22 protein-coding genes are annotated in these 26380 nt (G+C 65.5%); 11 read left to right on the top strand and 11 right to left on the bottom strand.

Annotated elements, in window-relative coordinates; all coding sequences use genetic code 11:
* Positions 1-77: 77 nt before the first annotated feature.
* Positions 78-1094, bottom strand: a complete 1017-nt coding sequence (moaA, locus tag G0Q01_RS02025) for a GTP 3',8-cyclase MoaA (protein WP_108965285.1) — start codon at positions 1092-1094, stop codon at positions 78-80.
* An 83-nt stretch (positions 1095-1177) separates the two neighbouring features.
* Here moaA and G0Q01_RS02020 point away from each other — a divergent pair, with 83 nt between their 5' ends.
* The 3 genes from G0Q01_RS02020 to G0Q01_RS02010 all read left to right on the top strand — a co-directional run bounded on the left by G0Q01_RS02020 (position 1178) and on the right by G0Q01_RS02010 (position 3853).
* On the top strand, positions 1178-1660 hold the full coding sequence (locus G0Q01_RS02020) for a hypothetical protein (RefSeq protein ID WP_164196525.1): 483 nt from the start codon (positions 1178-1180) through the stop codon (positions 1658-1660).
* A 154-nt stretch (positions 1661-1814) separates the two neighbouring features.
* Complete coding sequence (gene prfB, locus G0Q01_RS02015) at positions 1815-2936, top strand: peptide chain release factor 2 (protein ID WP_108965289.1); 1122 nt, start codon at positions 1815-1817, stop codon at positions 2934-2936.
* Between the two features lie 122 nt (positions 2937-3058).
* A complete protein-coding gene (locus G0Q01_RS02010; protein ID WP_164196524.1) occupies positions 3059-3853 on the top strand; it encodes a DUF2189 domain-containing protein in 795 nt (264 codons plus the stop codon).
* Positions 3854-3893: 40 nt separating this feature from the next.
* Here G0Q01_RS02010 and G0Q01_RS02005 read toward each other — a convergent pair whose 3' ends face one another.
* Positions 3894-4712 (bottom strand): helix-turn-helix transcriptional regulator, encoded by an 819-nt coding sequence (locus G0Q01_RS02005; RefSeq protein ID WP_164196590.1) that lies wholly within the window; start codon positions 4710-4712, stop codon positions 3894-3896.
* Positions 4713-4938: 226 nt separating this feature from the next.
* Here G0Q01_RS02005 and G0Q01_RS02000 point away from each other — a divergent pair, with 226 nt between their 5' ends.
* A complete protein-coding gene (locus G0Q01_RS02000; protein ID WP_164196523.1) occupies positions 4939-5289 on the top strand; it encodes a hypothetical protein in 351 nt (116 codons plus the stop codon).
* 89 nt (positions 5290-5378) lie between these two features.
* On the opposite strand, the gene ilvN is transcribed toward G0Q01_RS02000, so the two are convergent.
* Together ilvN and G0Q01_RS01990 are read right to left on the bottom strand one after the other, a co-directional pair.
* Complete coding sequence (ilvN, locus tag G0Q01_RS01995; protein WP_108965297.1) at positions 5379-5942, bottom strand: acetolactate synthase small subunit; 564 nt, start codon at positions 5940-5942, stop codon at positions 5379-5381.
* 82 nt (positions 5943-6024) lie between these two features.
* Positions 6025-7779, bottom strand: a complete 1755-nt coding sequence (locus tag G0Q01_RS01990) for an acetolactate synthase 3 large subunit (RefSeq protein ID WP_164196522.1) — start codon at positions 7777-7779, stop codon at positions 6025-6027.
* 429 nt (positions 7780-8208) lie between these two features.
* On the opposite strand from G0Q01_RS01990, the gene G0Q01_RS01985 reads away from it, so the two are divergent.
* A complete protein-coding gene (locus tag G0Q01_RS01985) occupies positions 8209-8430 on the top strand; it encodes a hypothetical protein (protein WP_164196521.1) in 222 nt (73 codons plus the stop codon).
* Between the two features lie 119 nt (positions 8431-8549).
* Here G0Q01_RS01985 and G0Q01_RS01980 read toward each other — a convergent pair whose 3' ends face one another.
* Together G0Q01_RS01980 and G0Q01_RS01975 are read right to left on the bottom strand one after the other, a co-directional pair.
* Positions 8550-9194: a response regulator transcription factor gene (locus G0Q01_RS01980; protein WP_108965303.1), complete on the bottom strand. Its 645-nt coding sequence runs from the start codon at positions 9192-9194 to the stop codon at positions 8550-8552.
* A complete protein-coding gene (locus G0Q01_RS01975; protein WP_164196520.1) occupies positions 9191-10627 on the bottom strand; it encodes a cache domain-containing protein in 1437 nt (478 codons plus the stop codon). Before G0Q01_RS01975 ends, G0Q01_RS01980 begins: the two co-directional genes overlap by 4 nt.
* 247 nt (positions 10628-10874) lie before the next feature.
* On the opposite strand from G0Q01_RS01975, the gene G0Q01_RS01970 reads away from it, so the two are divergent.
* From G0Q01_RS01970 to metH, 4 genes are all read left to right on the top strand, one after another.
* A complete protein-coding gene (locus G0Q01_RS01970) occupies positions 10875-11960 on the top strand; it encodes a TRAP transporter substrate-binding protein (protein WP_164196519.1) in 1086 nt (361 codons plus the stop codon).
* Between the two features lie 143 nt (positions 11961-12103).
* A complete protein-coding gene (locus tag G0Q01_RS01965; protein ID WP_164196518.1) occupies positions 12104-13033 on the top strand; it encodes a TRAP transporter small permease subunit in 930 nt (309 codons plus the stop codon).
* A gap of 15 nt (positions 13034-13048) precedes the next feature.
* Positions 13049-15403 (top strand): TRAP transporter large permease subunit, encoded by a 2355-nt coding sequence (locus G0Q01_RS01960; RefSeq protein WP_164196517.1) that lies wholly within the window; start codon positions 13049-13051, stop codon positions 15401-15403.
* 196 nt (positions 15404-15599) lie between these two features.
* The gene (gene metH, locus G0Q01_RS01955; protein ID WP_164212990.1) at positions 15600-19370 is read left to right on the top strand and encodes a methionine synthase; all 3771 of its coding nucleotides are present in this window, start codon (positions 15600-15602) and stop codon (positions 19368-19370) included.
* Between the two features lie 140 nt (positions 19371-19510).
* Here the strand turns inward: metH and G0Q01_RS01950 are convergent, their stop codons facing one another.
* The 3 genes from G0Q01_RS01950 to G0Q01_RS01940 all read right to left on the bottom strand — a co-directional run bounded on the left by G0Q01_RS01950 (position 19511) and on the right by G0Q01_RS01940 (position 23911).
* A complete protein-coding gene (locus G0Q01_RS01950; RefSeq protein WP_164196515.1) occupies positions 19511-20590 on the bottom strand; it encodes a 2Fe-2S iron-sulfur cluster-binding protein in 1080 nt (359 codons plus the stop codon).
* Complete coding sequence (locus tag G0Q01_RS01945) at positions 20590-21825, bottom strand: aromatic ring-hydroxylating dioxygenase subunit alpha (RefSeq protein ID WP_164196514.1); 1236 nt, start codon at positions 21823-21825, stop codon at positions 20590-20592. Before G0Q01_RS01945 ends, G0Q01_RS01950 begins: the two co-directional genes overlap by 1 nt.
* Positions 21826-22279: 454 nt before the next feature.
* A complete protein-coding gene (locus tag G0Q01_RS01940) occupies positions 22280-23911 on the bottom strand; it encodes a thiamine pyrophosphate-binding protein (protein WP_164212989.1) in 1632 nt (543 codons plus the stop codon).
* A 166-nt stretch (positions 23912-24077) separates the two neighbouring features.
* Between G0Q01_RS01940 and G0Q01_RS01935 the strand changes: the two genes are divergently transcribed.
* Both G0Q01_RS01935 and dusA read left to right on the top strand, forming a co-directional pair.
* A complete protein-coding gene (locus tag G0Q01_RS01935; protein WP_164196512.1) occupies positions 24078-24548 on the top strand; it encodes an Lrp/AsnC family transcriptional regulator in 471 nt (156 codons plus the stop codon).
* A gap of 117 nt (positions 24549-24665) precedes the next feature.
* Positions 24666-25670 (top strand): tRNA dihydrouridine(20/20a) synthase DusA, encoded by a 1005-nt coding sequence (dusA, locus tag G0Q01_RS01930; protein WP_370457280.1) that lies wholly within the window; start codon positions 24666-24668, stop codon positions 25668-25670.
* 6 nt (positions 25671-25676) lie between these two features.
* Here dusA and G0Q01_RS01925 read toward each other — a convergent pair whose 3' ends face one another.
* Together G0Q01_RS01925 and ruvX are read right to left on the bottom strand one after the other, a co-directional pair.
* Entirely contained in the window at positions 25677-25895 is a 219-nt protein-coding gene (locus tag G0Q01_RS01925; protein ID WP_164196511.1) for a DUF1289 domain-containing protein, read from the bottom strand.
* Positions 25895-26368 (bottom strand): Holliday junction resolvase RuvX, encoded by a 474-nt coding sequence (ruvX, locus tag G0Q01_RS01920; protein ID WP_164196510.1) that lies wholly within the window; start codon positions 26366-26368, stop codon positions 25895-25897. Before ruvX ends, G0Q01_RS01925 begins: the two co-directional genes overlap by 1 nt.
* Between the last annotated feature and the right edge of the window lie 12 nt (positions 26369-26380).

Raw genomic sequence — 26380 nt, 5'->3', positions numbered from 1 at the left:
CTCTTCTGTTTGAAAATACGCAGGGGTGAGCTGCAGAGCGGCGAGGGGGCAGCGCCCCCTGCGCGCGCCGGATCAGATCAGCCGCCGGTGTGGCTCATGTGGCGCGACACGCGCCCGTCCACCGATTGGCGAGAATAGTCAAAATCATGCCCCTTGGGCTTGCGCAGGATCGCCGCGCGGATCGCCTCTTCGAGCGGAGCGTCGGTGTCGGGGTGGTTGCGCAGCGGCGCGCGCAGATCGGCGTTGTCTTCCTGACCGAGGCACATGAAGAGCTCGCCGGTGCAGGTCAGCCGAACCCTGTTGCAGCTTTCGCAGAAGTTGTGGGTCAGCGGGGTGATGAAGCCGATCTTCTGGCCGGTCTCTTCAAGCCGCACGTAGCGGGCCGGGCCGCCGGTGCTCTCGGGCAGGTCGGTGAGCGTGTACTGCTCTGAAAGCTTGGCGCGCACGTCCGAGAGTTTCCAGTACTGACCGAGCCGGTCCTCGTTGCCGATATCGCCCATCGGCATGACCTCGATCCAGGTCAGATCGATGCCGCGCGCGGCGCACCATTCGGTCATCGAGAAGAGTTCGTCCTCGTTGAAGCCCTTCAGCGCGACGGCGTTGAGCTTGACGCGCATGCCGACCTTCTGCGCCGCGTCGATGCCGCGCAACACCTGTGGCAGGCGGCCCCAGCGTGTGATGTCGGCGAATTTGCCTTCGTCCAGCGTGTCGAGCGAGACGTTGACCCGCCGCACGCCCGCGTCCCAGAGCGGCTGCGCGAAACGTTCGAGCTGCGAGCCGTTGGTTGTCAGCGTCAGCTCCTTCAACGCGCCAGACTCGAGATGCCGGGTCATGGCGTTGAAGAAAGTCATGATCTCGCGTCGCACCAGGGGCTCGCCGCCGGTGATGCGCAGCTTCTCGACCCCGAGGCCGACGAAGGCCGAGCAGAGGCGGTCCAGCTCCTCGAGCGTCAGAAGCTCCTTCTTGGGCAGGAAGCTCATGTTCTCGGACATGCAATAAACGCAGCGGAAGTCGCAGCGGTCGGTGACCGAGACCCGCAGGTAGGAGATCGGCCGCAGGAATGGATCGACGAGGGGTGTGATGGGCGAAGTCATGGCACGAATGTATGCGCGAAACCCTGCCGGGACAAGCATCTGCGCGATTGCCAGAGGCAGGGGGGCGGCCTAGCTTCGTACACATGAGAGTGATCCTTACCCTTCCCGCCCTTGTTCTTCCGGCGTTGCTGGCGGCCTGCGCGCAGCAAGCGTCGCAAAGCTCCGCGCCAACACCGGCGCCGACAAGCCCCACGGCCACCTCGGCAACTCTGCGTCCGCCCAGCAATGCGCGGACCGAGGAGCAGTTCGACACCACCAGCGCCGAGGAGCGCAGCGCCGCCGCGGCGGCGCCTGCGGCCGCCGAGCGCAATCTCGGGAGCACCGTCGCCTCGCTCGGGGATCCCACCGATCCGGGGTTCTGGCTCGAGACGCCGCTGGTTTCGAGCGTCACCAAGGGCAGGGTGGTCTACCCGGCAAACGGCAAGTCGGCGCAGGTCGAGCTGCGGCCGATCGAGGGGCCTGCCTCGGGGGGCAGCCGGATCTCGCTGCCGGCGATGCGGCTCATCGGCGCGCCGCTCACCGATCTTCCGACGCTGACGGTCTACGCGGGCGGGGCCACGGGCTGAAGCCTGCTGCCGCGGTCTTGGGATCGCGCCCGCCCGGTGCCTCTGGCAATTCCGGGCGCGGCTGGGCCTGTGCGCTGCCTCGACGCTTGAAGGCACCCCGGCGCTGGTTTATGTCCCCCCAGAACCAAGACGTCCCATTCGCAGGAACATCCGCATGCGCGCCGAGACCCAGAACACCGTCGAGAAAATCCGCAAGTCCCTCGGCCTGTTGGAGCAGCGGCTCGACTGGGAAACCGCGGAGTTCCGGCTCGAGGAATTCAACGCCCGTGTCGAAGACCCGAACCTCTGGGATGATCCAGCCGCCGCGCAGAAGCTGATGCGCGAGCGCCAGCAGCTGGTGGATGCCATCGACACCTACAAGTCGATCAAGCAGGAGCTGGCCGACCAGATCGAACTCATCGAGCTCGGCGAGATGGAAGAGGACGACGAGGTGGTGAACGAGGCCGAGGCGGCGCTGAAGGCGCTGGCCGAGACCGCGGGCACCAAGGAACTCGAAGCGCTGCTCGACGGCGAGGCGGATGCCAATGACACCTTCCTCGAGATCAACGCCGGGGCCGGCGGCACCGAGGCCTGCGACTGGGCCGCGATGCTGCAGCGCATGTACGTCCGCTGGGCGGAAAAGCGCGGCTACGAGGTCGAGTTGCAGTCGGAAGAAGCTGGCGCCGAAGCGGGCATCAAGTCCTGCGCCTACAAGATCTCCGGCCAAAACGCCTATGGCTGGCTGAAGTCCGAGAGCGGCGTGCACAGGTTGGTGCGCATCTCGCCCTTCGGCAAGGGCACGCGCGAGACCTCCTTTGCCTCGGTCTGGGTCTACCCGGTGGTCGACGACAACATCGAGATCGAGGTGAACCCGGCCGACATCCGCGTCGACACCTACCGTTCCTCCGGCGCCGGCGGCCAGCACGTCAACACCACCGACTCGGCTGTCCGGATCACCCACCATCCCACGGGCATCGTGGTGACCTCGTCGGAGAAGTCGCAGCACCAGAACCGCGACATCGCGATGAAGGCCCTGAAGTCGCGGCTCTACCAGATGGAGCTCGACAAGCGGAACGCGGCGATCAACGAGGCGCATGAGAACAAGGGCTCGGCGGGCTGGGGCAATCAGATCCGCTCCTACGTCCTGCAGCCCTACCAGATGGTCAAGGACCTGCGCACCAATCACGAGACCTCGGACACGCAAGGCGTGCTCGACGGCGATCTCGATCCTTTCATGGGCGCGACGCTGGCGCAGCAAGTCTCGGGCAAGTCCCGCGCCGACGCGCGCGAGGACTGAGCGGGCCGCAGCGCGGACGCGTTTCGGCGGGACGCTCCGGGGCGCCGCCGTTCGGCGACTTGCCACATGGCGTACATCTCGGCTTAAATCCTTGGCAGCAGGGGGTTTGAGGGAGAGGCGCCATGGACACCGTCATGAGCGACGACGCGGCTCGGCCGGGGGTGCCGGAGTTCTCGGACGTGAGCTTTGGCACGCTGAGAACGGCCTTGCGACTCGGACTGGGCGATCTGATCTTCGCGCCCGGTTTCGCGCTGGTCTTCGGCGGGGTCTACGTGGCGGCGGGCCTGTTCCTGACATGGCTGACCCTGGCCACCGGCACGAGCTATTGGCTTGTGCTGGCGGCGATCGGCTTCCCGCTGTTCAGCCCCTTCGCGGCGGTGGGCTTTTACGAGGTCTCGCGGCGGCTGGAACGCGGCCAGCCGCTCGAGTGGATGCAGGTCTTCAGCGTCATCCTGCGCCAGTCGAAGCGCCAGTTGCCCTCGCTCTGCGCGGTGATCGTGATCGTCTTCCTGTTCTGGTTCTTCCTCGGGCACATGATCTTTGCGCTCTTCCTCGGGCTTTCGCCGATGACCAACGTCAGCTCGAGCCTCGATGTCTTCCTGACGCCGAACGGGCTGGCCATGCTGGCAGTTGGGACACTGGTGGGGGCGGGCTTTGCCCTGCTGGTCTACATGATCACCGTGCTGGCGTTGCCGCTGCTGCTCGACCGGGACGTGGATTTCGTCACGGCGATGATCACCTCGTTTGATTACGTGCAGCGCCATCCGCTGCCGATGCTGGCCTGGGGGGCGTTCTTGGCGCTGGTGACCTTCGCTGCGATGCTGCCGTTTTTCCTCGGGCTTTTCGTCGCGCTGCCGGTGCTGGGCCATGCGACCTGGCATCTCTACGACCAGCTCAGGCTGCCGGAGGAAGATTGACGCGGGACCGGCACCGCTGGGAAGGTGCCGGCGCTGTTGGTCAGCGGAAATCCTCGTCGACGCGAAGCTGTTGACGGTGGAAGGGAACCAGTTCCTTTGCGGTGCGGTAGCCGGTCCCTCGTGCAGCCGCGAGCACCTTGTGCCTGTCGTTGCCCAGATACTCGTAGACCAGTCGCGCGGCGCGGCGGCCGGAGGGGTTTTCGGGTGTGGTGCGCACGGCGTAGCCGACCCAGAAATGGTTGGTGAGCCCGCCCGTCTTCGACAGGTAGTTGAACGAGGTGGTGATGGCGCCCCGGCGGCTGACAAGCGCTGCAATGCCTTCGGCCTGGCGCAGCACCAGCCCGCGGTATTCGCGCGACGCGGCGTCGGTCGGCAGGTCGTACATGGCCAGCGCTTCCTTTGGCTCGAAGCCGCGCAGGAAGGTCATGCCGTCTTTCCGGAAGATGCGGACCAGACCCACGACGAACCGGGATTCCTCGGAGAAAGCAGCGCGCGAGAAACGATACAAGCCCGAAGGGAATTCTTCCTCGCTCAGCCCGAGCAGCCCGGCGCCGACAAAATCGGCCAGGTAGGGGTGCTGCAGGAGGCTGGCGGGCTCATTGCTGATCTCCTCCACCGGTTCCAGCAGGATGCGCGCGTCCACGCCGAAGAAACTGCAAATCCGGTGCAGCACATCGGGCCGCGGAAAGGATTCTCCGGCCAGATACCTGTTGAACTGCGTGCGGTTGATTCCGAGGTCCCGGCAAAGAGCCGAGATGGAGGCGGCGCTGCTTCCGAGCTTCCGGAGATTGGCTCCGAAGACGCTGCGCAGCTCTGCCGGACTTGGGGTCGGTGCCTGATCCCTGGGCGCGGTGGACATTCCGTTTTCTTTCGTGCTTGCGACAGTTCTTTTCAAGGTGACGCCTTCCACGCGTAGTCCCTCCCTGTGAACTTCTTTTTGTTGCTATATAGCGTCACTGCTGATGCCATATGGAGACAATCGTGATTGATGCAGACACAAAAATCAAGCATACGTCACGTTTCGCCGCATGTGAGCGATCCGGCATCTGCGTCAGTCTTGTCAGGGGCGAGATGTGGGGAAATGTATGTCACAGAAGATGATAGGAGTTGTGCTCTGGTCTGATCGAACGGATCACAAAGCAGTAATCTGGTGCGAAGATCACGGCGAACTCGCGTTCTGGCATGAGCCCGAGCATGGCCCGGAGGGCGGAACTCCGCTCAACGTGGGCGACCTGGTCGCGTTCGACATGCATGACGGCGAGAACCTGCGTCATGCAAGCAACCCCCATAGGCTTGAAGAAAAAAAGTTTTTCGGATTGGTGGAGACGCTGTTCAGCGCCGATCAGCGCCCTGTGGGAGGGCTTTCAGGCGCGGGCTCGAGGGGGCGCGTCATTGCCTTTCGCGATGCGCAGCGGCCCGAAAGAGATGTCGCCTGAGCAAGATCCACCGGCGGAGCGCACAGCCAAACGGGCCCGAAGTATCGGGCCCGTCAGCGTTTCTGGGGTGAGGTGTGGGGCCGTGCGGCTCAGGCCTTGCCGCGGGCGAGGGCGGCGACGCCGGTCCGCGCCACTTGGACCAGCCCGAGGGGACGCATCAACTCGGCGAAGGCGTCGATCTTGTCGGGCGTGCCGGTCAGCTGGAAGACGAAGCTCTCGAGCGTGCTGTCGACCACCTGCGCGCGGAAGATGTCGGCCAGCCGCAGGGCCTCGACCCGCTTGTCGCCGGTGCTGGCGACCTTCAGCAGCGCCAGCTCGCGCTCGACCGAACTGCCCTCGGCGGTAAGGTCGTGCACGTCGCGCACCGACACGATCCGGCCGAGCTGCGCCTTGATCTGCTCGATCACCTGCGGCGTGCCGGTGGTCACGATGGTGATCCGCGACAGGTGCCCCTCGTGGTCCACCTCGGCCACCGTCAAACTGTCGATGTTGTAGCCCCGGCCAGAGAAGAGGCCGATGACGCGGGCCAGAACCCCGGGCTCGTTCTCGACGAGAACGGTGATGGTATGGGTTTCCTGAACGTCCGAGAAGGTGGGCCGTAGGTTGTAGGCCGAATGCTTGGACGAGCCCTTCTTGATCTGTAGCGCGGACATGGATTGCAGCTCCTGAGTTGTCTTGTGCGGAATGGTGGTCGTCGCGGTGGCGGACAGGGCGGGGCCTCGTCCGCGCGAGCCGTCAGACCAGCACCGCGCCCTTGCCGGCGATGGCGTTGGTGGCCTGCGCGTCGCCGAGCAGCATCTTGTTGTGCGGCTCGCCCGACGGGATCATCGGGAAGCAGTTCTCGTGCTTCTCGACGAGGCAGTCGAAGATCACCGGCCCGTCATGATCGAGCATCTCCATGATCGCGTCATCGAGATCGGCGGGATCCTTGCAGATGATGCCCTTGGCGCCGAAGGCCTCGGCGAGCTTGACGAAATCGGGCAGCGCCTCGGACCAGCTCTGCGAATAGCGCTCGCCGTGCAGCAGCTGCTGCCACTGGCGCACCATGCCCAGACGCTCGTTGTTGAGGATGAACTGCTTCACCGGCAGGTTGAATTGCACCGCGGTGCCCATCTCCTGCATGTTCATCAGCCACGAGGCTTCGCCCGCGACGTTGATCACCAGCGCCTCGGGGTGGGCGACCTGCACCCCGACCGAGGCCGGGAAGCCGTAGCCCATGGTGCCGAGCCCGCCGGAGGTCATCCAGCGGTTCGGATCCTCGAAGCCGAGGTATTGCGCCGCCCACATCTGGTGCTGGCCGACCTCGGTGGTGATGTAGCGGTCACGGCCCTTGGTCAGCGCCTCGAGGCGCTCGAGCGCGTACTGCGGCTTGATGACCGTCTCGGACTGCTTGTAGGTCAGGCATTTGACCTTCTTCCACTCCTCGATCTGCTGCCACCACTTGGCAATTGCCTCGCGGTTGATCTTGCGGCCGCGCGCCTTCCAGATCTTCAGCACGTCTTCGAGCACGTGGCCAACGTCCCCGACGATTGGCATGTCCGCCTTGATCACCTTGTTGATCGACGACGGATCAATATCGATATGCGCCTTCTTCGAGCGCGGCGAGAAGGCGTCGAGCCGGCCGGTGATGCGGTCGTCGAAGCGCGCGCCGATGTTGATCATCAGATCGCAGCCGTGCATCGCGAGGTTGGCCTCGTAGAGACCATGCATGCCGAGCATCCCCAGCCAGGACTTGCCCGAGGCGGGGTAGGCGCCGAGACCCATCAGCGTCGAGGTGATCGGAAAGCCCGTGGCCTCGACGATCTCGCGCAGCAACTGGCTGGCGCCCGGGCCCGAGTTGATCACGCCGCCGCCGGTGTAAAACACCGGGCGCTCGGCCTTCTCGATGGCCTCGACGAGCTGGGTGATCGTCTCGATGTCGCCCTTCACCTGCGGCTGGTAGTGGCCGACGGGCGCCTGCGGCTTGGCGGTGTACTCACCCGTGGCGAATTGCACGTCCTTGGGGATGTCGACCAGAACCGGTCCCGGGCGGCCCGAGGTCGCCACGTGGAACGCCTGGTGCATGATGCTCGAGAGCTTGTCGGTCTCCTTCACCAGCCAGTTGTGCTTGGTGCAGGGGCGGGTGATACCGACGGTATCCGCCTCCTGGAAGGCGTCCGAGCCGATCATGAAGGTCGGCACCTGGCCCGAGAGAACCACGATCGGGATCGAGTCCAGCAGCGCGTCGGTCAGGCCGGTCACGGCATTGGTCGCGCCCGGGCCCGAGGTCACCAGCGCAACACCGGGGCGGCCGGTCGAGCGGGCATAGCCCTCGGCGGCATGGATCGCCGCCTGCTCGTGCCGGACGAGAATGTGCCGGATATCGTTCTGCTGGAAGATTTCGTCGTAAATCGGTAGCACCGCGCCCCCGGGGTAGCCGAATACCGTGTCCACACCCTGATCCTTCAGGGCTTGAACCACCATCTTCGCTCCGGTCATCTGACGTGTCATCGCGGTCTCCGTTACAGACGTCATTTCGATTTTACTTCTCATTTGCGCACAAAAAAGCCCCCGAGGATTTCGGGGGCGCATGGGGGTCCATTATGGTTCCGGTTACCGGCCCATGCGCCATGTCTCTACGATAATTACAAGTAGGCCCATCTGGCGGACTCCCTTCGTGCGTGGGGCGGACCATAGGCGGCAGGGGCCGGAGGGTCAACACCTATCGGCTCAGAAAAAGTGCTCTGGATGCGAGATATTTGTACTTTTATTGCGTTTGATGGGGTGTATCACGCAGTTTCGCGAAAAATGGCCGAAGCTGCGCCATGTTTCGCGCAATGTTTCGGGCTTCACACGGGCTTGCGTGAAGTCGTGAATTGCCGTGGGTTGAAAGCGCTGCAATACTGAACCGAAGGGTTCACTTGTGTGCAGGAGGCTGTCATGGCGCAGTATCATAGGTTCTATCGTCACGCTCGGGATTTCAGCGCGCTGAAGGCTGTGGCGCTGGTGGGACTGCTGGTCCTGACCCAAGCGTTGGCCACCGTCGAGCGGCATCGCGACGCCGAGGAGGCGGCCTTCGACGGCGTGCAGATCCCGCAGGTCATGCCGGCGGAGTTCCATGCTGCCGAAGACCTGGTGATCCGCGTCGGCAAGATGATCTGAGCGCCTGTCGGGGTCGGCACGCGGGGGCTTTGCCCCTGTCCGCCGGCGCCGACTCCCCGGAATACTTGTGCCTGGAACGAATTGCCTGCTGACACTCGCGGCGTCCGCCACGGAAGACGTCAGCTGTTGACGCCGGTGCCCTGCAGAACGCCGTGCTCCAGCGCGTAGCGGGTGAGCCCGGCGGTGGAGCTGATCCCGAGCTTGCGCTTGATGTTCTTGCGATGGGTCTCGACGGTGCGCACCGAGATATCGAGCACCTGAGCCACTTCCTTGTTCGACTTGCCCTGCGCCAGCTGCAGCAAGATGGTCTGCTCGCGGTTGGTGAGCTGCTCGCGACCGCCGGTCATCACCGGGGCCAGCGCCCCCTCGGCGCCGGTGCAGAGGTAGCGCTTGCCCTGCATGACGGTGTCGATGGCGGTCTTGATCTCCTCGGTGGGCACATCCTTGAGAAGATAGCCCGAAGCGCCATGGCCGAGCGCGGTGGTGATATACTGCGGCGTATCGTGCATCGAGAGCACCAGCACGCGGGTCTCGGGGCGGCGCTCGAGGATCATCTCGGTGGCCGAGAGACCGCCGAGCCCGGGCATGTTGAGATCCATCAAGATGACGTCGGGCGTGAGCTCGTCGAGCCGGTCAATCATCTGCTGGCCGTCCGAGACCGTCGCCAGCACGGTGATGTCATCGTAGCTTTCCAAGAGTGCCTCGATGCCCTCGGCGACCAGCGGGTGATCATCGACGATGACGACTTTGGTGGGTTCGGTCATGCGCTTGCCTTGGGTCTGGATGTGGAGGCGCCGTCTTCGGGAGGAAGCAGGTGCGACAGGGGGATCTGTGCCTCGATAACCGTGCCGGATCTGGAGGACAAGATTCGCAGGTGTCCGCCGAGTTGGTCCATGCGCTCCTGCATGTTCCTCAGGCCGATGCCACGCTGGCCGCGGACCTTGTCGGGGTCGATGCCATGGCCATTGTCCTCGATCCGCAGCGTTGCGCCGCGGCGGTGGCCGCGCAGGTCGAGCGTGACCTCGGTGGCACCGGAGTGGCGCTCGATATTGGTCAGCGCCTCCTGGGCGATGCGGTAGAGCGCGATGCGCCCCTCCTGGTCGACGCGGTTGCGGAAGACCACGGTCTCGAGCGTGGTTTTGATGCCGGTGCGCGCCTCGAAGTCGTCGATCAGCGCTTTCAGCGCCGGGCCGAGGCCGAGATCGTCGAGCACCCCGGGGCGCAGGTCGCGGCTGATCCGGCGCACCTCCTGGATGGCGCCGGTGAGCGCCTCGTGTCCGCGCTCGAGCGTGTCCATGGCGCGCGGATCCTCTTGTGCGAGGCGGCGCTTGGTGATGTCGAGCGCGTATTTCACCCCGACGAGGATCTGGCTGATGCCGTCGTGCAGCTCGCGCGCGACGCGGCGGCGCTCGTCCTCCTGGGCGTCGAACACCCGCTGTGTCAGCTCCTTGAGCTTGGCATCCGCCAGCCGCCGCTCGCGCAGGTTCATCGCGAGCCCCGAGAAGAAGACCACCAGCAGGGCGCCAAGGGTGATGCCGCCGATATAAAGGAAGGTGCGGCGGATGCGGGCCTGCACCTCAGCCCGGCTGGCACTGACCGTGGCCAGCACGTCGTCGATCCAAACGCCGGTGCCCACCGCCCATTGCCAGTCCTGGAAGCCGAGCACGAAGGCGATCATCTCGGCCTCCTCCCCGGTTGAGGGCTTGGGCCAGAGAAATGACAGGTAGCCCGAGCCCTGCCGGGCGATCTTGATCATCGGATCGACGATGGGCGTGCCGGCGCTGTCGGTGAGGCCGGACCAATTGCGGCCTATCATGTCGGTGCGGCGCGGCGAGACGAGGTTGGTGCCGTCGTAATCGTAGACGAAGAAAGAGCCGTCCTCGCCGTATATCATCGCCGCTAGGATCTGCGCGACCTGGGTCTTGGCTTCGTCGTCGTCCGGGGCGGCGGCACCGTAGATAAAGTAGAAGCCGTTGCGCGCCTGGGTGACGTAATTGCGCAGCTCCTGCTTCTTGGCCTCGAGCAACTCGTTCTCGAGCTGCCGGATTTCGCGCTCGGCGAGCGTGCGCGATTGAAAGGCGACGAGGAGGGCAATGGCGGCGCAGGCGAGGATGAGCGGCACCGAGGCCAGAAGAAAGAGCTTCTGTCCGTAGCTGAGCCTGAAGGACTGCCGGAGATTCTGAATGATCGCGCGCATTTCCTCTGGATTACGTCATGATTCGGCGTCTTGGGAAGGCGCGAGCGCGCATTCGCCTAGGAGTGCCGCAACGGAAGGCAAGGGGAGGCTACGTTTTTGTAACGTCATGGGCAAGTTTATGACCAATTCTACGCAGTGCTGGGTATTTCGCTTGCGCAATAAAATGTCCTAGGGTGCCCGAACCGTAACGATCCGCGCCGGGACGGAGGAGACCGCCAGGCGCAGAATAATCTATGGGAGGATTTACATGGATCGTCGTTCTTTTCTGAGGGCTTCCACCGCAGGTGGCGCAGCCGCCGCTGCAACCGCGCTCGCCGCTCCGGCGATCGCGCAGGGCCGCCGCACCCTCACTCTCGTGACCACCTGGGGCCGTGGCCTCGCCGGTGTGCATGACAGCGCGCAATATTGCGCCGACCAGATCACCGCGGCCACCGATGGCGAGCTGACCGTCGAGCTGAAGGCGGCGGGTGAACTCGTCGGTGCCTTCGAGGTCTTCGACGCCGTGTCCGCTGGCCAGGCCGACATGTACCATGGCGTGGATTACTACTTCCTCGGCCAGCACCCGGCGCTGTCGTTCTTCAGCCAGGTGCCCTTCGGCATGAACTTCATGGAATATTCCAACTGGATCTACCATGACGGCGGCAACGAGCTGGCGGACGAGCTCTACTCGATCTTCGGCCTCAAGGCCTTTGCAGCCGGCAACACCGGCCCGCAGTCGGGTGGCTGGTTCAAGAAAGAGATCAACTCGCCCGAAGACTTCCAGGGTCTGAAGTTCCGCATGCCCGGCCAGGGTGGCCAGGTGCTCGGCAAGCTCGGCGCCTCGGTGCAGAACCTGCCCGGCGCGGAAGTGTACCAGGCGCTGTCCTCGGGTGCGATCGACGGCACCGAGTGGATCGGTCCCTGGGCGGACGAGAAGGCCGGTTTCCAGGAAATCACCAAGACCTACTACACCGCGGGCTTCCACGAGCCGGGTCCGAACCTGAACCTGACGATGAACCTCGAGGTCTTCGAAAGCCTGACCCCGACGCAGCAGAAGATCGTCGAGCAGGTGGCGCGCGCGTCCAACCTCTGGACCATGTCGCTGTTCATGGCGAACAACTCGGCGGCCCTGCAGCGTCTGCAGTCCGGCGGCGTGAAGCTCGTCGAATTCCCCGACAGCGTCTGGGACGCCTTTGGCGCCGCAGCCAAGGAAGTGGTCGAGGAGCCAATGGGCGACGAGATCTACAAGAAGTGCTACGACAGCTACTACGAGTCGATGAAGTCCTCGGCCCAGTGGATCAGCCGCTCGGAAGGCGCCTTCTCGGCCCAGCGTAACCGCGTCATGGGTCTCTGATCCGCCCAATCGCATGTCTGTCGCCCCCGCGGTTCGCGGGGGCGCTCCTGCTTTGAAGACACAGCCCTGTCCCGGCCGGCAGGAGACGCCGGCCGGGCAGGGCACCCAACAAGACCAACAAGAGACATAAGGGGGCACAGGTCATGGAAGAGACAGCCTCGGGCGGGGCATTCGGTGCGATACTGGATGGCCTGACCTGGTTCTTCGGCAATATCGCCATGTCCTTCTGGAACCTCGGCTACGCTGTGACGCATCCGTCGAGCTGGCTGAACTGGACGGACAACGAGGCGGTGATGCGCTTCGTCTATTACGGCGCGTCGGTGGAACTGTTGTTCGTGGTGCTGACCGCCTTCTTGGTGCTCACAGCGATCGGCATGTGGCGGCACAGCTTCATGTGGGGCATGGTGCGCGGGCTCGAGGGCTTCCACAACACCGTGGGGCGCATCGCAGCCTGGGCCGGCCTCATCATGGTGCTGCAACAGGTGATCATCATCCTCGTGCAGCGGGTCTTCGCCCGTCCAGACCTGTCGTTCGGCTTCGGCGTGCCGGTGAGCTTCGACGTCAGCTGGTGGTCCGAAGAGCTCAAGCTCTACAACGCCATCGTCGTGGCGCTCTGCCTGGCCTACACCTTCGTGCAGGGCGGGCATGTGCGCGTCGATCTGGTCTATGCGCCGGTCAGCTACCGCGCGAAGAAGATCATCGACATGTTCGGCAGCCTGTTCTTCATGATGCCGATGGCGGTGCTGGTCTGGCTCTATTCTTGGTACTTCCTGTGGCGCCACCTGATCGTGCCCAAGCCCTCGGCCTCGGAAGGCCTAGAGCGGCTGGTCATGAAGGCGCGCGCGCTGCGCTGGAACGTCGAGACCATCGGCTTCAGCCCCAACGGCTTTTCCGCCTACTTCCTGTTCAAGATCCTGATCGTGCTGATGTGCGGCTTCATCTTCCTGCAGGGGGTCGTCTTCTTCTGGCGCTCCTACCTCGAATGGAAGGAAGGCCCGGAGAGCGAAGGCAAATATCACGATCACGACCGGGTCGAGGCAGGCGAAGAAGCCTACGACCACGCGGAATTCTGAGAGGGACATAGGTAAATGCTATTCGGACTCGATGGCGTCGAGATCGGCCTGATCATCGTCTTTCTCACGCTTTTCTCGGCGATCCTTTCCGGCTTCCCGGTGGCCTTTGCCATCGGCGGGGCGGGGGTGATCTCCTTCTTCATCATCGCGGCGCTCGACAGCGCCGGCCTGCTCGTGCACCAGGCCATCGACACCGGCTCCGAGGCTTATCGGACGCTGGTTGCAAGCGGCGTGCGCGAGGATGCCATATCCATCTTCCGCTACCCGGACCTGCCACGCTACGCGATGCCAGTCTTCGACCGTGGCTGGGAAGTGGCGCTCGACCGCAACGTTTCGTTCATCGTCAACCGCATCAACGAGCGGGTCATCGCGGGCCAGTCCATCGAGACGCTGCTCGCGGTGCTGATGTTCGTGATGATGGGCATCGTGCTGGAACGCTCGAAGATCGCCAACGACCTGCTGACCACCATGGCGCGCGTCTTCGGACCGCTGCCGGGCGGCCTTGCGGTGTCGATCGTGGTCGTCGGCGCGTTCCTCGCGGCCTCCACCGGCATCGTCGGCGCAACCGTGGTGACCATGGGCCTGCTGGCGCTGCCGACCATGCTGCGCAACAACTACTCGCCCGAGCTGGCGACGGGTGTCATCGCCGCCTCGGGCACGCTCGGCCAGATCATCCCGCCGTCGATTGTCATCGTTCTGCTGGGCACGCTCGCCGGGGACCTCTACGCCACGGCACAGGAAGACCGCGCGCAGCTTGCGGGCTGCACCGACGCGCTGACCCTGCTGGGCGAGCCGGCGGTGGTTTCCGTGGGCACGCTTTTCCAGGCGGCGCTGCTGCCGGGCATTCTGCTGGCGGTGCTCTACGCGCTTTATGCCTTTGGCTTTGCCATGTTCCGCCCGCAGTCCGCGCCTCCGGTGCAGATCGAAGGCGGCGGCGGCGAGCCGGTGACCCGCGGTGAGGCCTTCACCTGGTACCTCGGCGTTCCGGCGCTGCTGATCGTCGGCACCATCGTGCTCGGTCAGATGGGCGTGGTGGGCTCGCAGTCGACGCGGATCGACAGCTACTCCGACAGCGGCCAGATGGCCTCGCTGCGCACCAACGTCGGCCCCGAGTGCCAGGCGGCGATGATCGACCTGCACGGCCAGGAGGCCTGGGACACGGCGGTTGCCGAGCAGCAGGCCATCGACGAGGCCGGCGGCGTGGAGCAATCGCACCGTCTCAGCCCCGAGGAGATCGACGCGGCGCGCGCTGCCAAGATCGCCAATGCCGCCCCCATCGGCACCGGCCTCGCGGTGATCGCGGTGATCCTCGGCATCGTGCTGGCCTGGGCGCGGGCGGTCTCGCCGTCTTCTGATCCCAGGCCGCTGCTCATCGGTGCGGGCGGGATCGTGCTCGGCCTGCTGGTGGATGTGCTCTTCATCCATCCCAACACCTCGCCGCTGGCGACGGTGCTGATGATGCTGATCCCTTGGGCGATCTCCTTCTGGGCCGCAGGCAAGGCGGCGGCAATGCTGGCGAAGAACGATCTCATCCGCGTGGTCTTCCCGCCGCTGGTGCTGATCGTCGCGGTGCTGGGCTCGATCCTCGGCGGCATCACCAACCCGACGCCCGCCGCGGCGCTCGGTGCGGCCGGTGCGATCATGCTCGCGGCCTACCGCAAGCTGAACGAGGACGGCCGCTCGCCCAAGATCATCCTGATGTCGACCTTCGCGGTTGCGATCATGCTCCTCATCGGGATGAACTTCGACCTGCGGGTCGGCACCGAGGGCGCCAATTACGAAACCTGGATCGCCTTCTTGGTGGCGCAGGCGGCGTATCTCTATGCGCTTTTCGGGCTGCTGTTCGCCTGCTGGGTGCTCTTCAAGGCAGGGGTGCTGACCCCGGCGGTGCGCGAGACGGCGAAGGTGACCTCAATGGTCTTCACCATCCTCGTGGCCTCGCAGCTGCTGAACCTGGTGGTGATCTCCTTCGGCGGCGAGCACTACATCCAGAGCTTCCTGAAAAGCTTCGATGACGAGCACAAGGTCTTCCTGATCGTCATGTTGGTGCTGTTCATCCTCGGCTTCGTGCTCGACTTCCTCGAGATCATCTACATCGTGGTGCCGATCGTCGGCCCGGTGATCTACGGCGGCAGCTTCGATCCGAAGTGGGTGACCATCATGATCGCGGTCAACCTGCAGACCTCGTTCCTCACGCCGCCTTTTGGCTTCGCGCTGTTCTACCTGCGCGGCGTGGCCCCGGCCTCGGTGACCACTGGGCACATCTACCGTGGGGTCATCCCCTTCGTGCTGATCCAGGTGGCGGGGCTTGCGCTGCTGTGGTTCGCACCGGGCATCGTGACAATCGTGCCGGACCTGATCCCGAACTGATCGGGCAGGCATGAGACAAGGAAGGGGCGGGCCGTTGGGTCCGCCCCTTTGCGTTGCAGAGGCACACCCCCCGGTCGGCGATGTGCCACTTCTTGAGCCGGTTTCATGATAACGATGATTATTATGAGATGGCCCTCAGAGGCCCGGATCGCTAGAGACGGCGCAACCAATGCTTGCCCCACGCCCGGAGTCCGTCATGTCTGCTTCCCTTCCGACCCGCTCTGCGGTCTTCGACCGTCTCGAGGCCGCCGCGCGCGAGCGCATCCTGATCCTCGACGGGGCCATGGGCACGCAGATCCAGAAGCTCGGCCTCTCGGAGGGGGATTTCCAGGGCTGCGGCGGCGGGGCCTGCACCTGCCACCTGCCGCATTCGAGCGACAAGCCGCAGCAGGGCAACAACGACCTGCTGAACCTGACGCGCCCCGACGCGATCGAGGAGATCCACTTTCAATACGCCATGGCGGGCGCCGATATCGCCGAGACCAACACCTTCTCGTCGACCACCATCGCGCAGGCCGATTACGACATGCAGGCGGCGGTCTATGACCTGAACTTCGAGGGCGCGCGGCTGGCGCGCAAGGCCATGGACCGGGCCGAGGCCGAGGACGGCCGCGCGCGCTTCGTCGCCGGCGCGCTCGGACCGACCAACCGTACCGCCTCGATCAGCCCCGACGTGAACAACCCCGGCTACCGCGCGGTGACCTTCGATCAGCTGCGCGAGGCCTATGCCCAGCAGGCGCGGGCGCTCATCGACGGCGGCGTCGACATCCTGCTGATCGAGACGATCTTCGACACGCTGAACGCCAAGGCCGCGATCTTCGCCTGCGAGGAGGTCTTCGCGGAGCGCGGCGAGCGGCTGCCGGTGATGATCTCGGGCACGATCACCGACCTTTCGGGCCGGACACTGTCGGGCCAGACGCCGACCGCCTTCTGGCACTCGGTGCGCCATGCCGAGCCGCTGACCATCGGTCTGAACTGCGCGCTCGGGGCCAATGCCATGCGCCCGCACCTTGCAGAGCTCTCGTCGGTCGCCGACACGCTGATCTGCGCCTATCCCAACGCCGGCCTGCCCAACGAGATGGGCGAATATGACGAGACGCCCGAGCAGATGGCCGAGCAGGTCGCCGGCTTTGCCCGCGACGGGCTGGTGAACATCGTCGGCGGCTGCTGCGGCTCGACCTTCGAGCACATTCGCGCCATCGCGAAGGCCGTGGCGGACTACAAGCCGCGCGCGATCCCCGAGCATATCCCGCAGATGCGCCTTTCGGGGCTGGAGCCCTTCACGCTCACCGACACGATCCCCTTCGTCAACGTCGGCGAGCGGACCAATGTCACCGGCTCGGCCAAGTTCCGCAAGCTCATCACCAATGGCGATTACGCCACCGCGCTCGAGGTTGCGCTGAACCAAGTCGAGAACGGCGCGCAGGTGATCGACATCAACATGGACGAGGGGCTCATCGACTCCAAACAGGCGATGATCGAGTTCCTCAACCTCATCGCCGCCGAGCCCGACATCGCCCGCGTGCCGATCATGATCGACAGCTCCAAATGGGAGGTGATCGAGGCGGGCCTGCAGTGCGTGCAGGGCAAGTCCATCGTCAACTCGATCTCGCTGAAGGAAGGCGAGGAGAGCTTCCTGCATCAGGCGCGTCTCTGCCGCGCCTATGGGGCGGCCGTGGTGGTCATGGCCTTTGACGAGACCGGCCAAGCCGACACCGAGGACCGCAAGGTCGAGATCTGCCAGCGCGCCTACAAGATCCTCACCGAAGAAGTGGGCTTCCCGCCCGAGGACATCATCTTCGATCCCAACGTCTTTGCCGTCGCCACCGGCATCGAGGAGCATGACAACTACGGCGTCGATTTCATCGAGGCCACCCGCCGCATCACCGAGACCTGCCCACACGTCCATATCTCTGGCGGCGTATCGAACCTGTCGTTCTCGTTCCGGGGCAACGAGCCGGTGCGCGAGGCGATGCATGCGGTGTTCCTCTATCATGCCATCCAGAACGGTATGGACATGGGCATCGTCAACGCCGGCCAGCTGGCGGTCTACGACCAGATCGACGCCAGGCTGCGCGAGGCCTGCGAGGATGTGGTGCTGAACCGCACGCCCGCCAACGGCGGCACGGCGACCGAGAACATGCTGGAGCTGGCCGAGGAATACCGCGGGCAGGGCGGCGCCAAGGGCCGTGAAAAGGACATGAGCTGGCGCGAGCTGCCGGTCGAAAAACGCCTCGAGCACGCGCTGGTCAACGGCATCACCGAGTTCATCGACGCCGACACCGAGGAAGCCCGGCAGGCCGCCGAGCGCCCGCTGCACGTCATCGAGGGGCCGCTCATGGCCGGGATGAACGTGGTCGGCGATCTCTTTGGCGCGGGCAAGATGTTCCTGCCGCAGGTGGTGAAATCGGCCCGCGTGATGAAGCAGGCTGTGGCCGTGCTGCTGCCCTACATGGAAGAGGAAAAGCGCCTGAGCGGCGGCGATGGCCGCGAGAGCGCCGGCAAGGTGTTGATGGCCACGGTGAAGGGCGACGTGCACGACATCGGCAAGAACATCGTCGGCGTCGTGCTGGCCTGCAACAACTACGAGATCATCGACCTTGGCGTCATGGTCCCGGCCGAGAAGATCCTCGCCACGGCACGCGAGCGGAACGTCGACGTGATCGGTCTTTCGGGACTCATCACCCCGTCGCTCGACGAGATGGTGCATGTGGCCTCGGAAATGGAGCGGCAGGGCTTCGACATCCCGCTGCTGATCGGCGGCGCGACCACCAGCCGGGTGCATACGGCGGTGAAGATCCACCCGCGCTACGGTGCCGGTCAGGCGGTGCACGTCAACGACGCCTCGCGCGCGGTGGGCGTGGTCTCGTCGCTGCTCTCGCCGGTGCAAAAGCCCGCCTATGTCGCCAACGTGCAGAGCGAATACGCCGATGTCGCCGAGAAGCACGCGCGCGCCGAGCTGGCCAAGAAGCGCCTGCCGCTGGAGGCCGCCCGCGCCAATGCGCTGAAGCTCGAGTTCACGCCGCAGCACGCGCCGAGCTTCCTCGGCACCAAGGCGTTCGACGACTGGGACCTTGCCGAGCTGGCGCGCTACATCGACTGGACGCCGTTCTTCCAGACCTGGGAGATGAAGGGCGTCTACCCGAAGATCCTCGACGACGAGAAGCAGGGCGAGGCGGCGCGGGCGCTGTTTGCCGACGCGCAGGCGATGCTGAAGAAGATCATCGAAGAGAAATGGTTCAACCCGCGCGCCGTGGTCGGCTTCTGGCCCGCAAACGCCGTGGGCGATGACATCCGCCTCTACAAGGACGAGAGCCGCGCCGAAGAGCTTGCGACCTTCTTCACCCTGCGCCAGCAGACCGCCAAGCGCGGTGACCGGCCCAACGTGGCGATGTCGGATTTCGTGGCGCCCGAGGGCACGCCGGACTATCTCGGCGGCTTCGTGGTGACGGCGGGCATCGAGGAAGAGCGCATCGCCAAGGAGTTCGAGGCCGAGAACGACGACTATTCGTCGATCCTCGTGAAGGCACTGGCCGACCGGTTCGCCGAGGCGTTTGCCGAGCGCATGCACGAGATGGTGCGCCGCGAGCTCTGGGGCTACGCGCCAGACGAGGCCTGCACCCCCGAGGAGCTGATCGCCGAGAAATACGCCGGTATCCGCCCCGCGCCGGGCTATCCCGCGCAGCCCGACCACACCGAGAAGACCACGCTGTTCGATCTGCTGGACGCGACCAATGCCACCGGCGTCGAACTGACCGAGAGCTACGCCATGTGGCCGGGCTCGTCGGTGTCGGGGCTCTATATCGGACACCCGGAGAGCTACTACTTCGGCGTCGCCAAGGTCGAGCGCGATCAGGTCGAGGATTACGCGGCGCGCAAGGGCATGCCGGTGGCGGAGGCCGAGCGCTGGCTTGCGCCGATCCTCAACTACGTGCCGGGCGGTGTGGCTGTCGTGGCCGCCGAGTAAAGGCCGGGCGTGCGCCGGGCGGGCAGGCGCTCACCCGGCGGCCTCGCCTTGAGGCGGCACGGTTCATCCCCCCGACAGTGACGCGAAAGGCCGCCGCGATCTCTCGCGGCGGCCTTGCAATTTGCGTCCGAAGCAGCCCGTCAGGCCTCGACTTCGACCTTGCCGATGGGGTGCGAACAGCAGGCCAGCACGTAGCCGTCGGCGATGTCGTCCTCGGTGATGCCGCCGTTGTGCACCATGTGCACCTGGCCCGAGGTCTTCTTGATCTTGCAGGTCCCGCAGACGCCGAAGGTGCACCCCGAGGGAATGTTGAGCCCGGCCGCACGCGCGGTGGCGAGGATGGTGTCGGTTTCCTTGCAGGTCTGGACGACACCGGAGGTCGCGAAGCTGACCTCGGCCTTCGCGTCCTCGGGCACGACGTCGCCCTCGGTCGCATCGCGGTCTTCCTCCTCCAGCGAGGGCTGGAAGCTCTCCTGGTGGTAGTGGTCCATGTCGAACCCGAGGCCGGCCAGCGCGTCGCGCACCGCCTGCATGAAGGGCTCGGGACCGCAGCAGAAGACCTCGCGCTCGAGGTAGTCGGGCGCGGTCAGGCCCAGCATGAGCTGGTTGAACATCCCCTTGTAGCCGGTCCAGGGCTGGAAGCGGTCGCCTTCCTCCACCACCCAGCGCAGCTCGATGCCGTCAATGCGGCTGGCGATATGCTCGAGCCGCTCGCGGAACACGATGTCAGAGGGGCGCTTGGCGCAGTTCACGAAGACCACGTCGGGAATACGCCCGAGGTCGTACATATAGGTGACCATCGACATCATCGGAGTGATGCCCGAGCCCGCCGAGATGAACAGGAACTTCGCCGCCGGGTGATGGTGCGAGGTGAAATGCCCCGCCGGTCCGAGCGCCTTGATCCGCATCCCGGGGCGCAGGTTGTCGAGCATCCAGCGCGTGCCGATGGAATTGGGCTGCGCCTTTACCGTCACGGTGATCGACAGCGGCCGCGACGGCGAGGAGGAGATCGTGTAGGTCCGGTAGAGCGGCCCGCCCGGCACCGGCAGTTCGAGCGTGACGAACTGGCCGGGCAGGTAGGAAAACAGCGCACCCGAAGGGGCCACGAAGCAGAAGGTGCAGACGTTCGGCGCCTCGGGGATGACCGAGACGCATTCGAGCATCTCGGCATCGTTCCAGTAGCGCACGGCGGCAGAAAGCAGGGAGCTGTCCGCCGCCATTATTCTGCGGCCATTCGTGTGGGGGCGAGACGCTTGCCGAGCGTGGTGCAATACCAGTCGACAAACTGGTTCACCCCGTCCTCGTGGCTGGCCGAATAGGGGCCGGGCTCATAGGCGGGCGAGTTGATGCCCTGCTGGTTGTCCTCGACCACGGTGCGGTCCTCGTCGTTGGTGTGTTCCCAGACGGTGATGAGGTTTTCCAGATCGTAATCCACGCCCTCGACCGCGTCCTTGTGCACGAGCCAGGTGGTCTGCACCTCGGTCTCGGTCGGGCTGATCGGGGTCACGCGGAAAGTGATCGAATGATCCGACAGGAAGTGGTTCCAGGTGGTCGGGTAGTGATACTTGAGCAGCGTACCGGCATCGAGGAAGGGGACCCGGCCAAGGCGCTTCTGCACCGCGATCTTGCCGTTCATCGTGTAGCTCTCGGCGCCATCGAGCAGCGGCATCCGCGCGAGGCGATACTGGCCGTCCTCGGACAACCGGAAGCGCGACGGGGCGCCTGCAGCCTCGAGCCGGTTGAAATGCGCCTCGACCTTGGGCGGGAAGGTGCCGTCGGCGGAGACTCCGGTGATCGTGGGATCCTCGGGATAGGTGCGGCAGAGCGACGGGTGGTTGCCGGCGCAGTGGTAGCACTCGCGGTTGTTCTCCCAGACGAGCTTCCAGTTGCCGTTCTCGATGATGGTGGACTGATGCGCCACCTTGGCCTCGCTGAGGTCGTGCACGGCGAGGTAGGGCTCGGCCATCTTGGCGAAGGTGTCGAAATCGGGCGCCTCGTCGGCAAGGCAGATGTACACGAGGCCGGCGACCTCGCGGCAATGCACCGGTTTCAGACCATGCGCCGAGGCGTCGAAATCGCTGCCCATGTCGCGCGCCCAGAGCAGGCGGCCGTCAAGCTCGTAGGTCCACTGGTGATACGGGCAGACCAGCTTGGCGACCTGACCCGAGGCGGCCTTGCAGATCACCGAGCCGCGATGGCGGCAGGTGTTGTGGAAGGCGCGCACCGAGCCGTCCGGCCCGCGCACGATCACCACGCGATAGGGGCCGACCTTCTGTGTCACGTAGCTGCCGGTCTTCGGCAGCGCCACCACGGGCGTGGCGAAGAGCCATTCGCGGTACCAGATCTGCTCGAGATCCTGCGCGTAGATGCCGGGATCGGTGTAGAAGGCCTGTTCGAGGGCGTGGCCGGGCTTGCGGCGGCTCAGCAGGTCGAGGGTCGTGGCGTCAGCAGTCATGGCCGAACTCCGTAGGCCGGGCGCAGGGCCCGTGCGGGTCTCATGCGGAGAAGCGGCCGGCGTCCGGCCTTTCCTCCACGGTGGTGCGTCCCGCCGAGCCGGCCCGTCTGCGCGCTGAAATCGCGTCGCGAAAGTCGGGCCGGATCGGGCGATCTACGGCAAGGAATATCGTGCCCGCGACGATTCTGAGGGCTGGATGCGACATCGTGGGTTTCGAAACAGACTTGCCGCAGAATTCCGCGCCGGGGTGTTTCTGCGTTGCAGCAGGTGCTGCCTGAAAATACGGCAGAGTTGAATCGTTTTGCTGTGGGGGCAGGGTGTTGCCACGGCGGGTCCGGTGGCTGCTTGCGCAGCAGCCGCGCGGCTCATGCAGTGGCCGGGCGTGAGGAAGTTGCGCCCGGCAACAGTGGGGGCAGCGTCCCGCCGGACTGCGACGCTGCCTGACCGGTTCGGATCAGATGCGCATGCGCGGGACGTCGTTCGGATCGAGGCGCAGCTCGATCAGAAGAGGGCGATCGCGGGTCTCGATGGCGTCGATGGCGGCCTGCAGCTCGTCGTCCGAGCGCACGAGGATGCCCTTGCCGCCGAGCGAGGTTGCCACCTCGGCAAAGCAGGGCCAGTCGAACTGTGTGAGGCCCGGGTCCATCTTGCGGTCGATGAACTGGATGTGTTCGGCGCCATAGGCGCTGTCGTTGCACAGGATCACCACCATGTCCTGCTTGAGCCGCACCGCGGTGTTGAACTCGCCAAGACCGCCCATCATGAACCCCCCGTCGCCGGAGAAGAGCACCACCGGCCGGTCGGGCGCCGCCACAGCGGCGCCGATTGCCTCCTGCAGGCCGAGCCCGATGGAGCCGAAGTTGGCGGTGACCACGAAGCTGCGCGGATCGGGGGCCGAGATGCGGCACCAGACCTCGGTCATGAAGCGACCGCCGTCGGTGACGAGAATGCGGTCCTTGGGCAGGGCCTCTTCCAGCCGCTCGAGCGCCGCCACGTAGTTGACGCTGGCCTCGGGGGTCTTGTTGACGCGCGCGGGCGGATGGCGGCGCAACTCCTCGCCGTTCAGCTCGGCGGTAAAGCGGCTGCCGGGTATCTCGGCCTCGTCGAGCCAATGCACGAAATTGTCGGCGGTGAGCCCCGCGTCGGCGATCAGCGCGGCGTCGGGGTGCAGGGTTCGGCCGATGGCGCTGCGGTCGCTGTCGATCTGCACCAGCCGCTTGCCCGCCAGCAGCTTGCCGCGGTCGGTGGTGAACTCGTGCAGCGACGCGCCGAAGCTGATGATGCAGTCGGACTTGCCGATGACGTCATAGGCAGCAGGGGTGCTCAGCGTGCCGAAGATGTCGATGTCATGCGGGTGGCCGCGGAACAGCCCCTTGGCCTTGAGCGTGGTGGCAAGCGGCGCCTCGAGCCGGTCGGCGAGGCGGATGATCTGTTCGCGGGCGTCATACGCCCCGGCTCCGGCGAGGATCATCGGCCGCCGCGCGCTGGCGATCATGCCGATCGCCTCGTCAAGCGCCTCGCCTTCGGGCACGAAGCTGCGGGTCTCGAAAACGCTGAGCACGTAGGGCTCATAGGGGGCTTCCTGCCACATGAACTCGGCGGGCATGTTGAGCACGATGGGACGACGCTCGACCTTGGCGCGGTAGAAAGCGCGCGCGACATCGCGCACCGCCAGCTCGGGCGAGCGCATCTGCTCGAAGCCGGCGCCGGTCGAGAGCACGACGGCGCGTTGGTCGATGCCCTGCAGGTGGCGCGGGTTGGCGACCGGCGTGTCGCCCGCCAGCAGCACCATCGGGATCTGGCCACGCGCACCCTCGGTCAGCGCGGTCACGCAATTGGTCAGGGCAGGGCCATGAGTGACCGTGGCGACGCCCACCTTGCCGGCGACATGCGCGTAGGCCAGCGCCATCAGCACCGAGCTTCCCTCATGCGCCGCAGGCACGAAACGCCCGCCGCAGCCACGCGCGAAATGATCGGCGATGAAGAGGTTGGCGTCGCCCATCAGGCCGAACATCGTGTCGATCCCATGGTCATGTACCGCTTGCGCGATGGCCTGATGCACATGGGTGGGGCCGGCGTCGAACATCTTCTCACTCCCGTTTGTCATGGGCGCATGATAGCGCGAAGGTGCTGCAAGAGGTGTGCAATTGCATGCAGTGCAAGACGAAGATATGCGTTATGATGCGCATGAAGTGGTGCTACATGCGTGAAACGTGCATCATTAAGTCGAAACCTGCGCGAGGTAACCTACCATGCCGCTCGACCGCTACGACCGCCTGATCCTCGACGCGCTGCAAAAGGACGGGGCGCTCACCAATGCGCAGCTCTCCGAGCGTGTGCATCTCTCGGCCTCGCAATGCTCGCGCCGTCGCGCCGCGCTCGAGTCCGCCGGGGTGATCGAGGGGTACCGTGCCCGGCTCAACGCCGGAAAGCTCGGGCTCGGAATCCGCGTCGTGGTGCGGGTGAACTTGCGCACGCATGCCAAGACCGCCGACATGGACTTCTCGGCCTGGATCGAACGCCAACCCGAGATCCAGGCGGCCTTTTCGGTCTCGGGTGACGCCGACTACGTGCTGCACGTGCGGGCAAGCGATCTCGAGAGCTTCTCGAACTTCCTGCACGAGCGGCTGCTGCTGCGCCCTGACATCGCGCAGGTGCGCTCGGACTTCGTGCTGAAGACGCTGAAGGACAGCGACGCGCTCGACCTGTCAAACCTCGGCTGACCCGGCGGCGGCCTTTGGGGTTCCATTTTTCTGCGCCAGGATGTAGGAGCGCCGCTTGCGACGCCGGAGCGTTCTGGCGGTATGATTGCATGAGCCCAAGGCTGCCGGAGGCCCGACGTGACGACCCCTGAGAAATCGACCCTTCACGCGGCTGCCCGCCTGAGCGTGGCCCCGATGATGGACTGGACTGATCGGCACTGCCGCTACCTGCACCGCATTCTGTCGGGCCAAACGCTGCTCTATACAGAGATGGTCACCTCGCCGGCGCTGGTGCGTGGCGGCGCGCTGCACCTGCTCAAGTTCGACCCTTCGGAGCATCCAGTGGCGCTTCAGCTCGGGGGCTCGGATCCGGTCGAGCTGGCGCAGGCGGCAAAGCTGGGGGCCGAGGCGGGGTATGACGAGATCAACCTCAATTGCGGCTGCCCCTCGGACCGGGTGCAATCGGGCACCTTCGGAGCGGTGCTGATGAAGCACCCCGAACTGGTGGCCGACTGCGTCGCCGCGATGCGCGCCGCCGTCGACGTCGAGGTGACGGTGAAATGCCGCATCGGTGTCGACGAGCAGGAGCCGCGCGAGGTTCTGCCGGACTTTCTTGAGAAGATCGCCGCGGCAGGTTGCGAGAGGGTGACCATCCACGCCCGCAAGGCCTGGCTGCAGGGGCTGAGCCCCAAGGAGAACCGCGATATCCCGCCGCTCGACTACGAGCTCGTGCACGCGATGAAGGCGGCCTTCCCTCAGTTGCACCTGTCGATCAACGGCGGCGTGCAGAGCCTCGAGGAGGCCGAGGCGCATCTGGCGCGTGGGCTCGACGGGGTGATGATCGGCCGCTCGGCCTACCATACCCCCTGGGACGTGCTGGCGGAGGCGGACGCGCGGATCTACGGCAGCGCGCGCGAGACCGTCTCGCCCGACGCGGCTGTCGCCGCGATGGTGCCCTACATCGAGCGTCACATTGCCGACGGCGGGCGGCTGCATCAGGTCACGCGGCACATGCTCGGGCTTTTCGCAGGTCGCCCAGGGGCGCGGAAATGGCGGCAGGTGCTGTCGGAGAAAGCCTCGCGCGAGGGTGCCGGCACAGAGGTGCTGGACGAGGCGCTGGGGCGGATGCGCGAGGCGGCCTGAGCCGCCTCAGCTTTCGCGTTTGAGCCGACCCACCCGGCCGCCGCGGCGCTGGCGGAGCAGCGCCTTTCGCTCGGGCAACTCCTGCATGATGGCGCGGCGTTCTTCCGGGGTGTAGCCCGCCCAGCCGGCGATCTCGTCCAGCGTGCGCAGGCAGCCGGTGCAGAGCCCGCTCTCGCGGTGCACCACGCAGATGTTCACGCAGGGCGTTTCGACAGGCCCGCCCATCAGCCGGTCCGCAGGTGCCGAAGCCGGTCGAGCGCGCCCTGAAGGATGAAGCTCGCGGCCACGTGGTCGATCAGCTCGGCGCGTTTCTTGCGCGACGTGTCGGCCTCGAGCAGCGCGCGCTCGGCAGCGACTGTGGAAAGCCGCTCGTCCCAGAAGCCGATCGGCCCGTCCCAGAGGTTCGACAGGTTGCGCGCGAAGGCGCGGGTGGATTGCGCGCGCGGCCCCTCGGAGCCGTCCATGTTGCGCGGCAGCCCGAGGATGATCCCGCCGATCTCGCGACTCGTGACGATCTTCAGCAGCGCCTCGGCATCGAGGGTGAACTTCTTGCGCTTGATCGTCTCGGTCGGCGTCGCCACCGAGAGCAGCCGGTCCGAGAGCGCCACGCCGATGGTCTTGGTGCCGAGGTCGAGCCCTGCGATGGCCTGCATCGGCGGCAGGGCGGCGGCGAAGTCGGAGATGTCTTCGTGGATCATCGGCGAGGTCCT

The organism is Salipiger sp. PrR007 (assembly GCF_010499845.1).
Classification (GTDB): domain Bacteria; phylum Pseudomonadota; class Alphaproteobacteria; order Rhodobacterales; family Rhodobacteraceae; genus Salipiger; species Salipiger pacificus_A.
This window is presented reverse-complemented; position numbering and strand designations above follow the sequence as displayed.

Bases quoted from the DNA above. Each gene is read 5' to 3' on its own strand.
- G0Q01_RS01980 (WP_108965303.1), bottom strand. From the start codon at position 9,194: ATGACCGAACCCACCAAAGTCGTCATCGTCGATGATCACCCGCTGGTC.
- metH (WP_164212990.1), top strand. From the start codon at position 15,600: ATGTCTGCTTCCCTTCCGACCCGCTCTGCGGTCTTCGACCGTCTCGAG.
- G0Q01_RS01985 (WP_164196521.1), top strand. From the start codon at position 8,209: ATGGCGCAGTATCATAGGTTCTATCGTCACGCTCGGGATTTCAGCGCG.
- G0Q01_RS02010 (WP_164196524.1), top strand. From the start codon at position 3,059: ATGGACACCGTCATGAGCGACGACGCGGCTCGGCCGGGGGTGCCGGAG.
- G0Q01_RS01945 (WP_164196514.1), bottom strand. From the start codon at position 21,825: ATGACTGCTGACGCCACGACCCTCGACCTGCTGAGCCGCCGCAAGCCC.
- G0Q01_RS01960 (WP_164196517.1), top strand. From the start codon at position 13,049: ATGCTATTCGGACTCGATGGCGTCGAGATCGGCCTGATCATCGTCTTT.
- G0Q01_RS01935 (WP_164196512.1), top strand. From the start codon at position 24,078: ATGCCGCTCGACCGCTACGACCGCCTGATCCTCGACGCGCTGCAAAAG.
- prfB (WP_108965289.1), top strand. From the start codon at position 1,815: ATGCGCGCCGAGACCCAGAACACCGTCGAGAAAATCCGCAAGTCCCTC.
- G0Q01_RS01965 (WP_164196518.1), top strand. From the start codon at position 12,104: ATGGAAGAGACAGCCTCGGGCGGGGCATTCGGTGCGATACTGGATGGC.
- G0Q01_RS01975 (WP_164196520.1), bottom strand. From the start codon at position 10,627: ATGCGCGCGATCATTCAGAATCTCCGGCAGTCCTTCAGGCTCAGCTAC.
- G0Q01_RS01925 (WP_164196511.1), bottom strand. From the start codon at position 25,895: ATGGGCGGGCCTGTCGAAACGCCCTGCGTGAACATCTGCGTGGTGCAC.
- G0Q01_RS01950 (WP_164196515.1), bottom strand. From the start codon at position 20,590: ATGGCGGCGGACAGCTCCCTGCTTTCTGCCGCCGTGCGCTACTGGAAC.
- ilvN (WP_108965297.1), bottom strand. From the start codon at position 5,942: ATGTCCGCGCTACAGATCAAGAAGGGCTCGTCCAAGCATTCGGCCTAC.
- G0Q01_RS01990 (WP_164196522.1), bottom strand. From the start codon at position 7,779: ATGACACGTCAGATGACCGGAGCGAAGATGGTGGTTCAAGCCCTGAAG.
- G0Q01_RS02020 (WP_164196525.1), top strand. From the start codon at position 1,178: ATGAGAGTGATCCTTACCCTTCCCGCCCTTGTTCTTCCGGCGTTGCTG.
- ruvX (WP_164196510.1), bottom strand. From the start codon at position 26,368: ATGATCCACGAAGACATCTCCGACTTCGCCGCCGCCCTGCCGCCGATG.
- G0Q01_RS02000 (WP_164196523.1), top strand. From the start codon at position 4,939: ATGTCACAGAAGATGATAGGAGTTGTGCTCTGGTCTGATCGAACGGAT.
- G0Q01_RS01940 (WP_164212989.1), bottom strand. From the start codon at position 23,911: ATGTTCGACGCCGGCCCCACCCATGTGCATCAGGCCATCGCGCAAGCG.
- G0Q01_RS01970 (WP_164196519.1), top strand. From the start codon at position 10,875: ATGGATCGTCGTTCTTTTCTGAGGGCTTCCACCGCAGGTGGCGCAGCC.
- G0Q01_RS02005 (WP_164196590.1), bottom strand. From the start codon at position 4,712: ATGTCCACCGCGCCCAGGGATCAGGCACCGACCCCAAGTCCGGCAGAG.
- moaA (WP_108965285.1), bottom strand. From the start codon at position 1,094: ATGACTTCGCCCATCACACCCCTCGTCGATCCATTCCTGCGGCCGATC.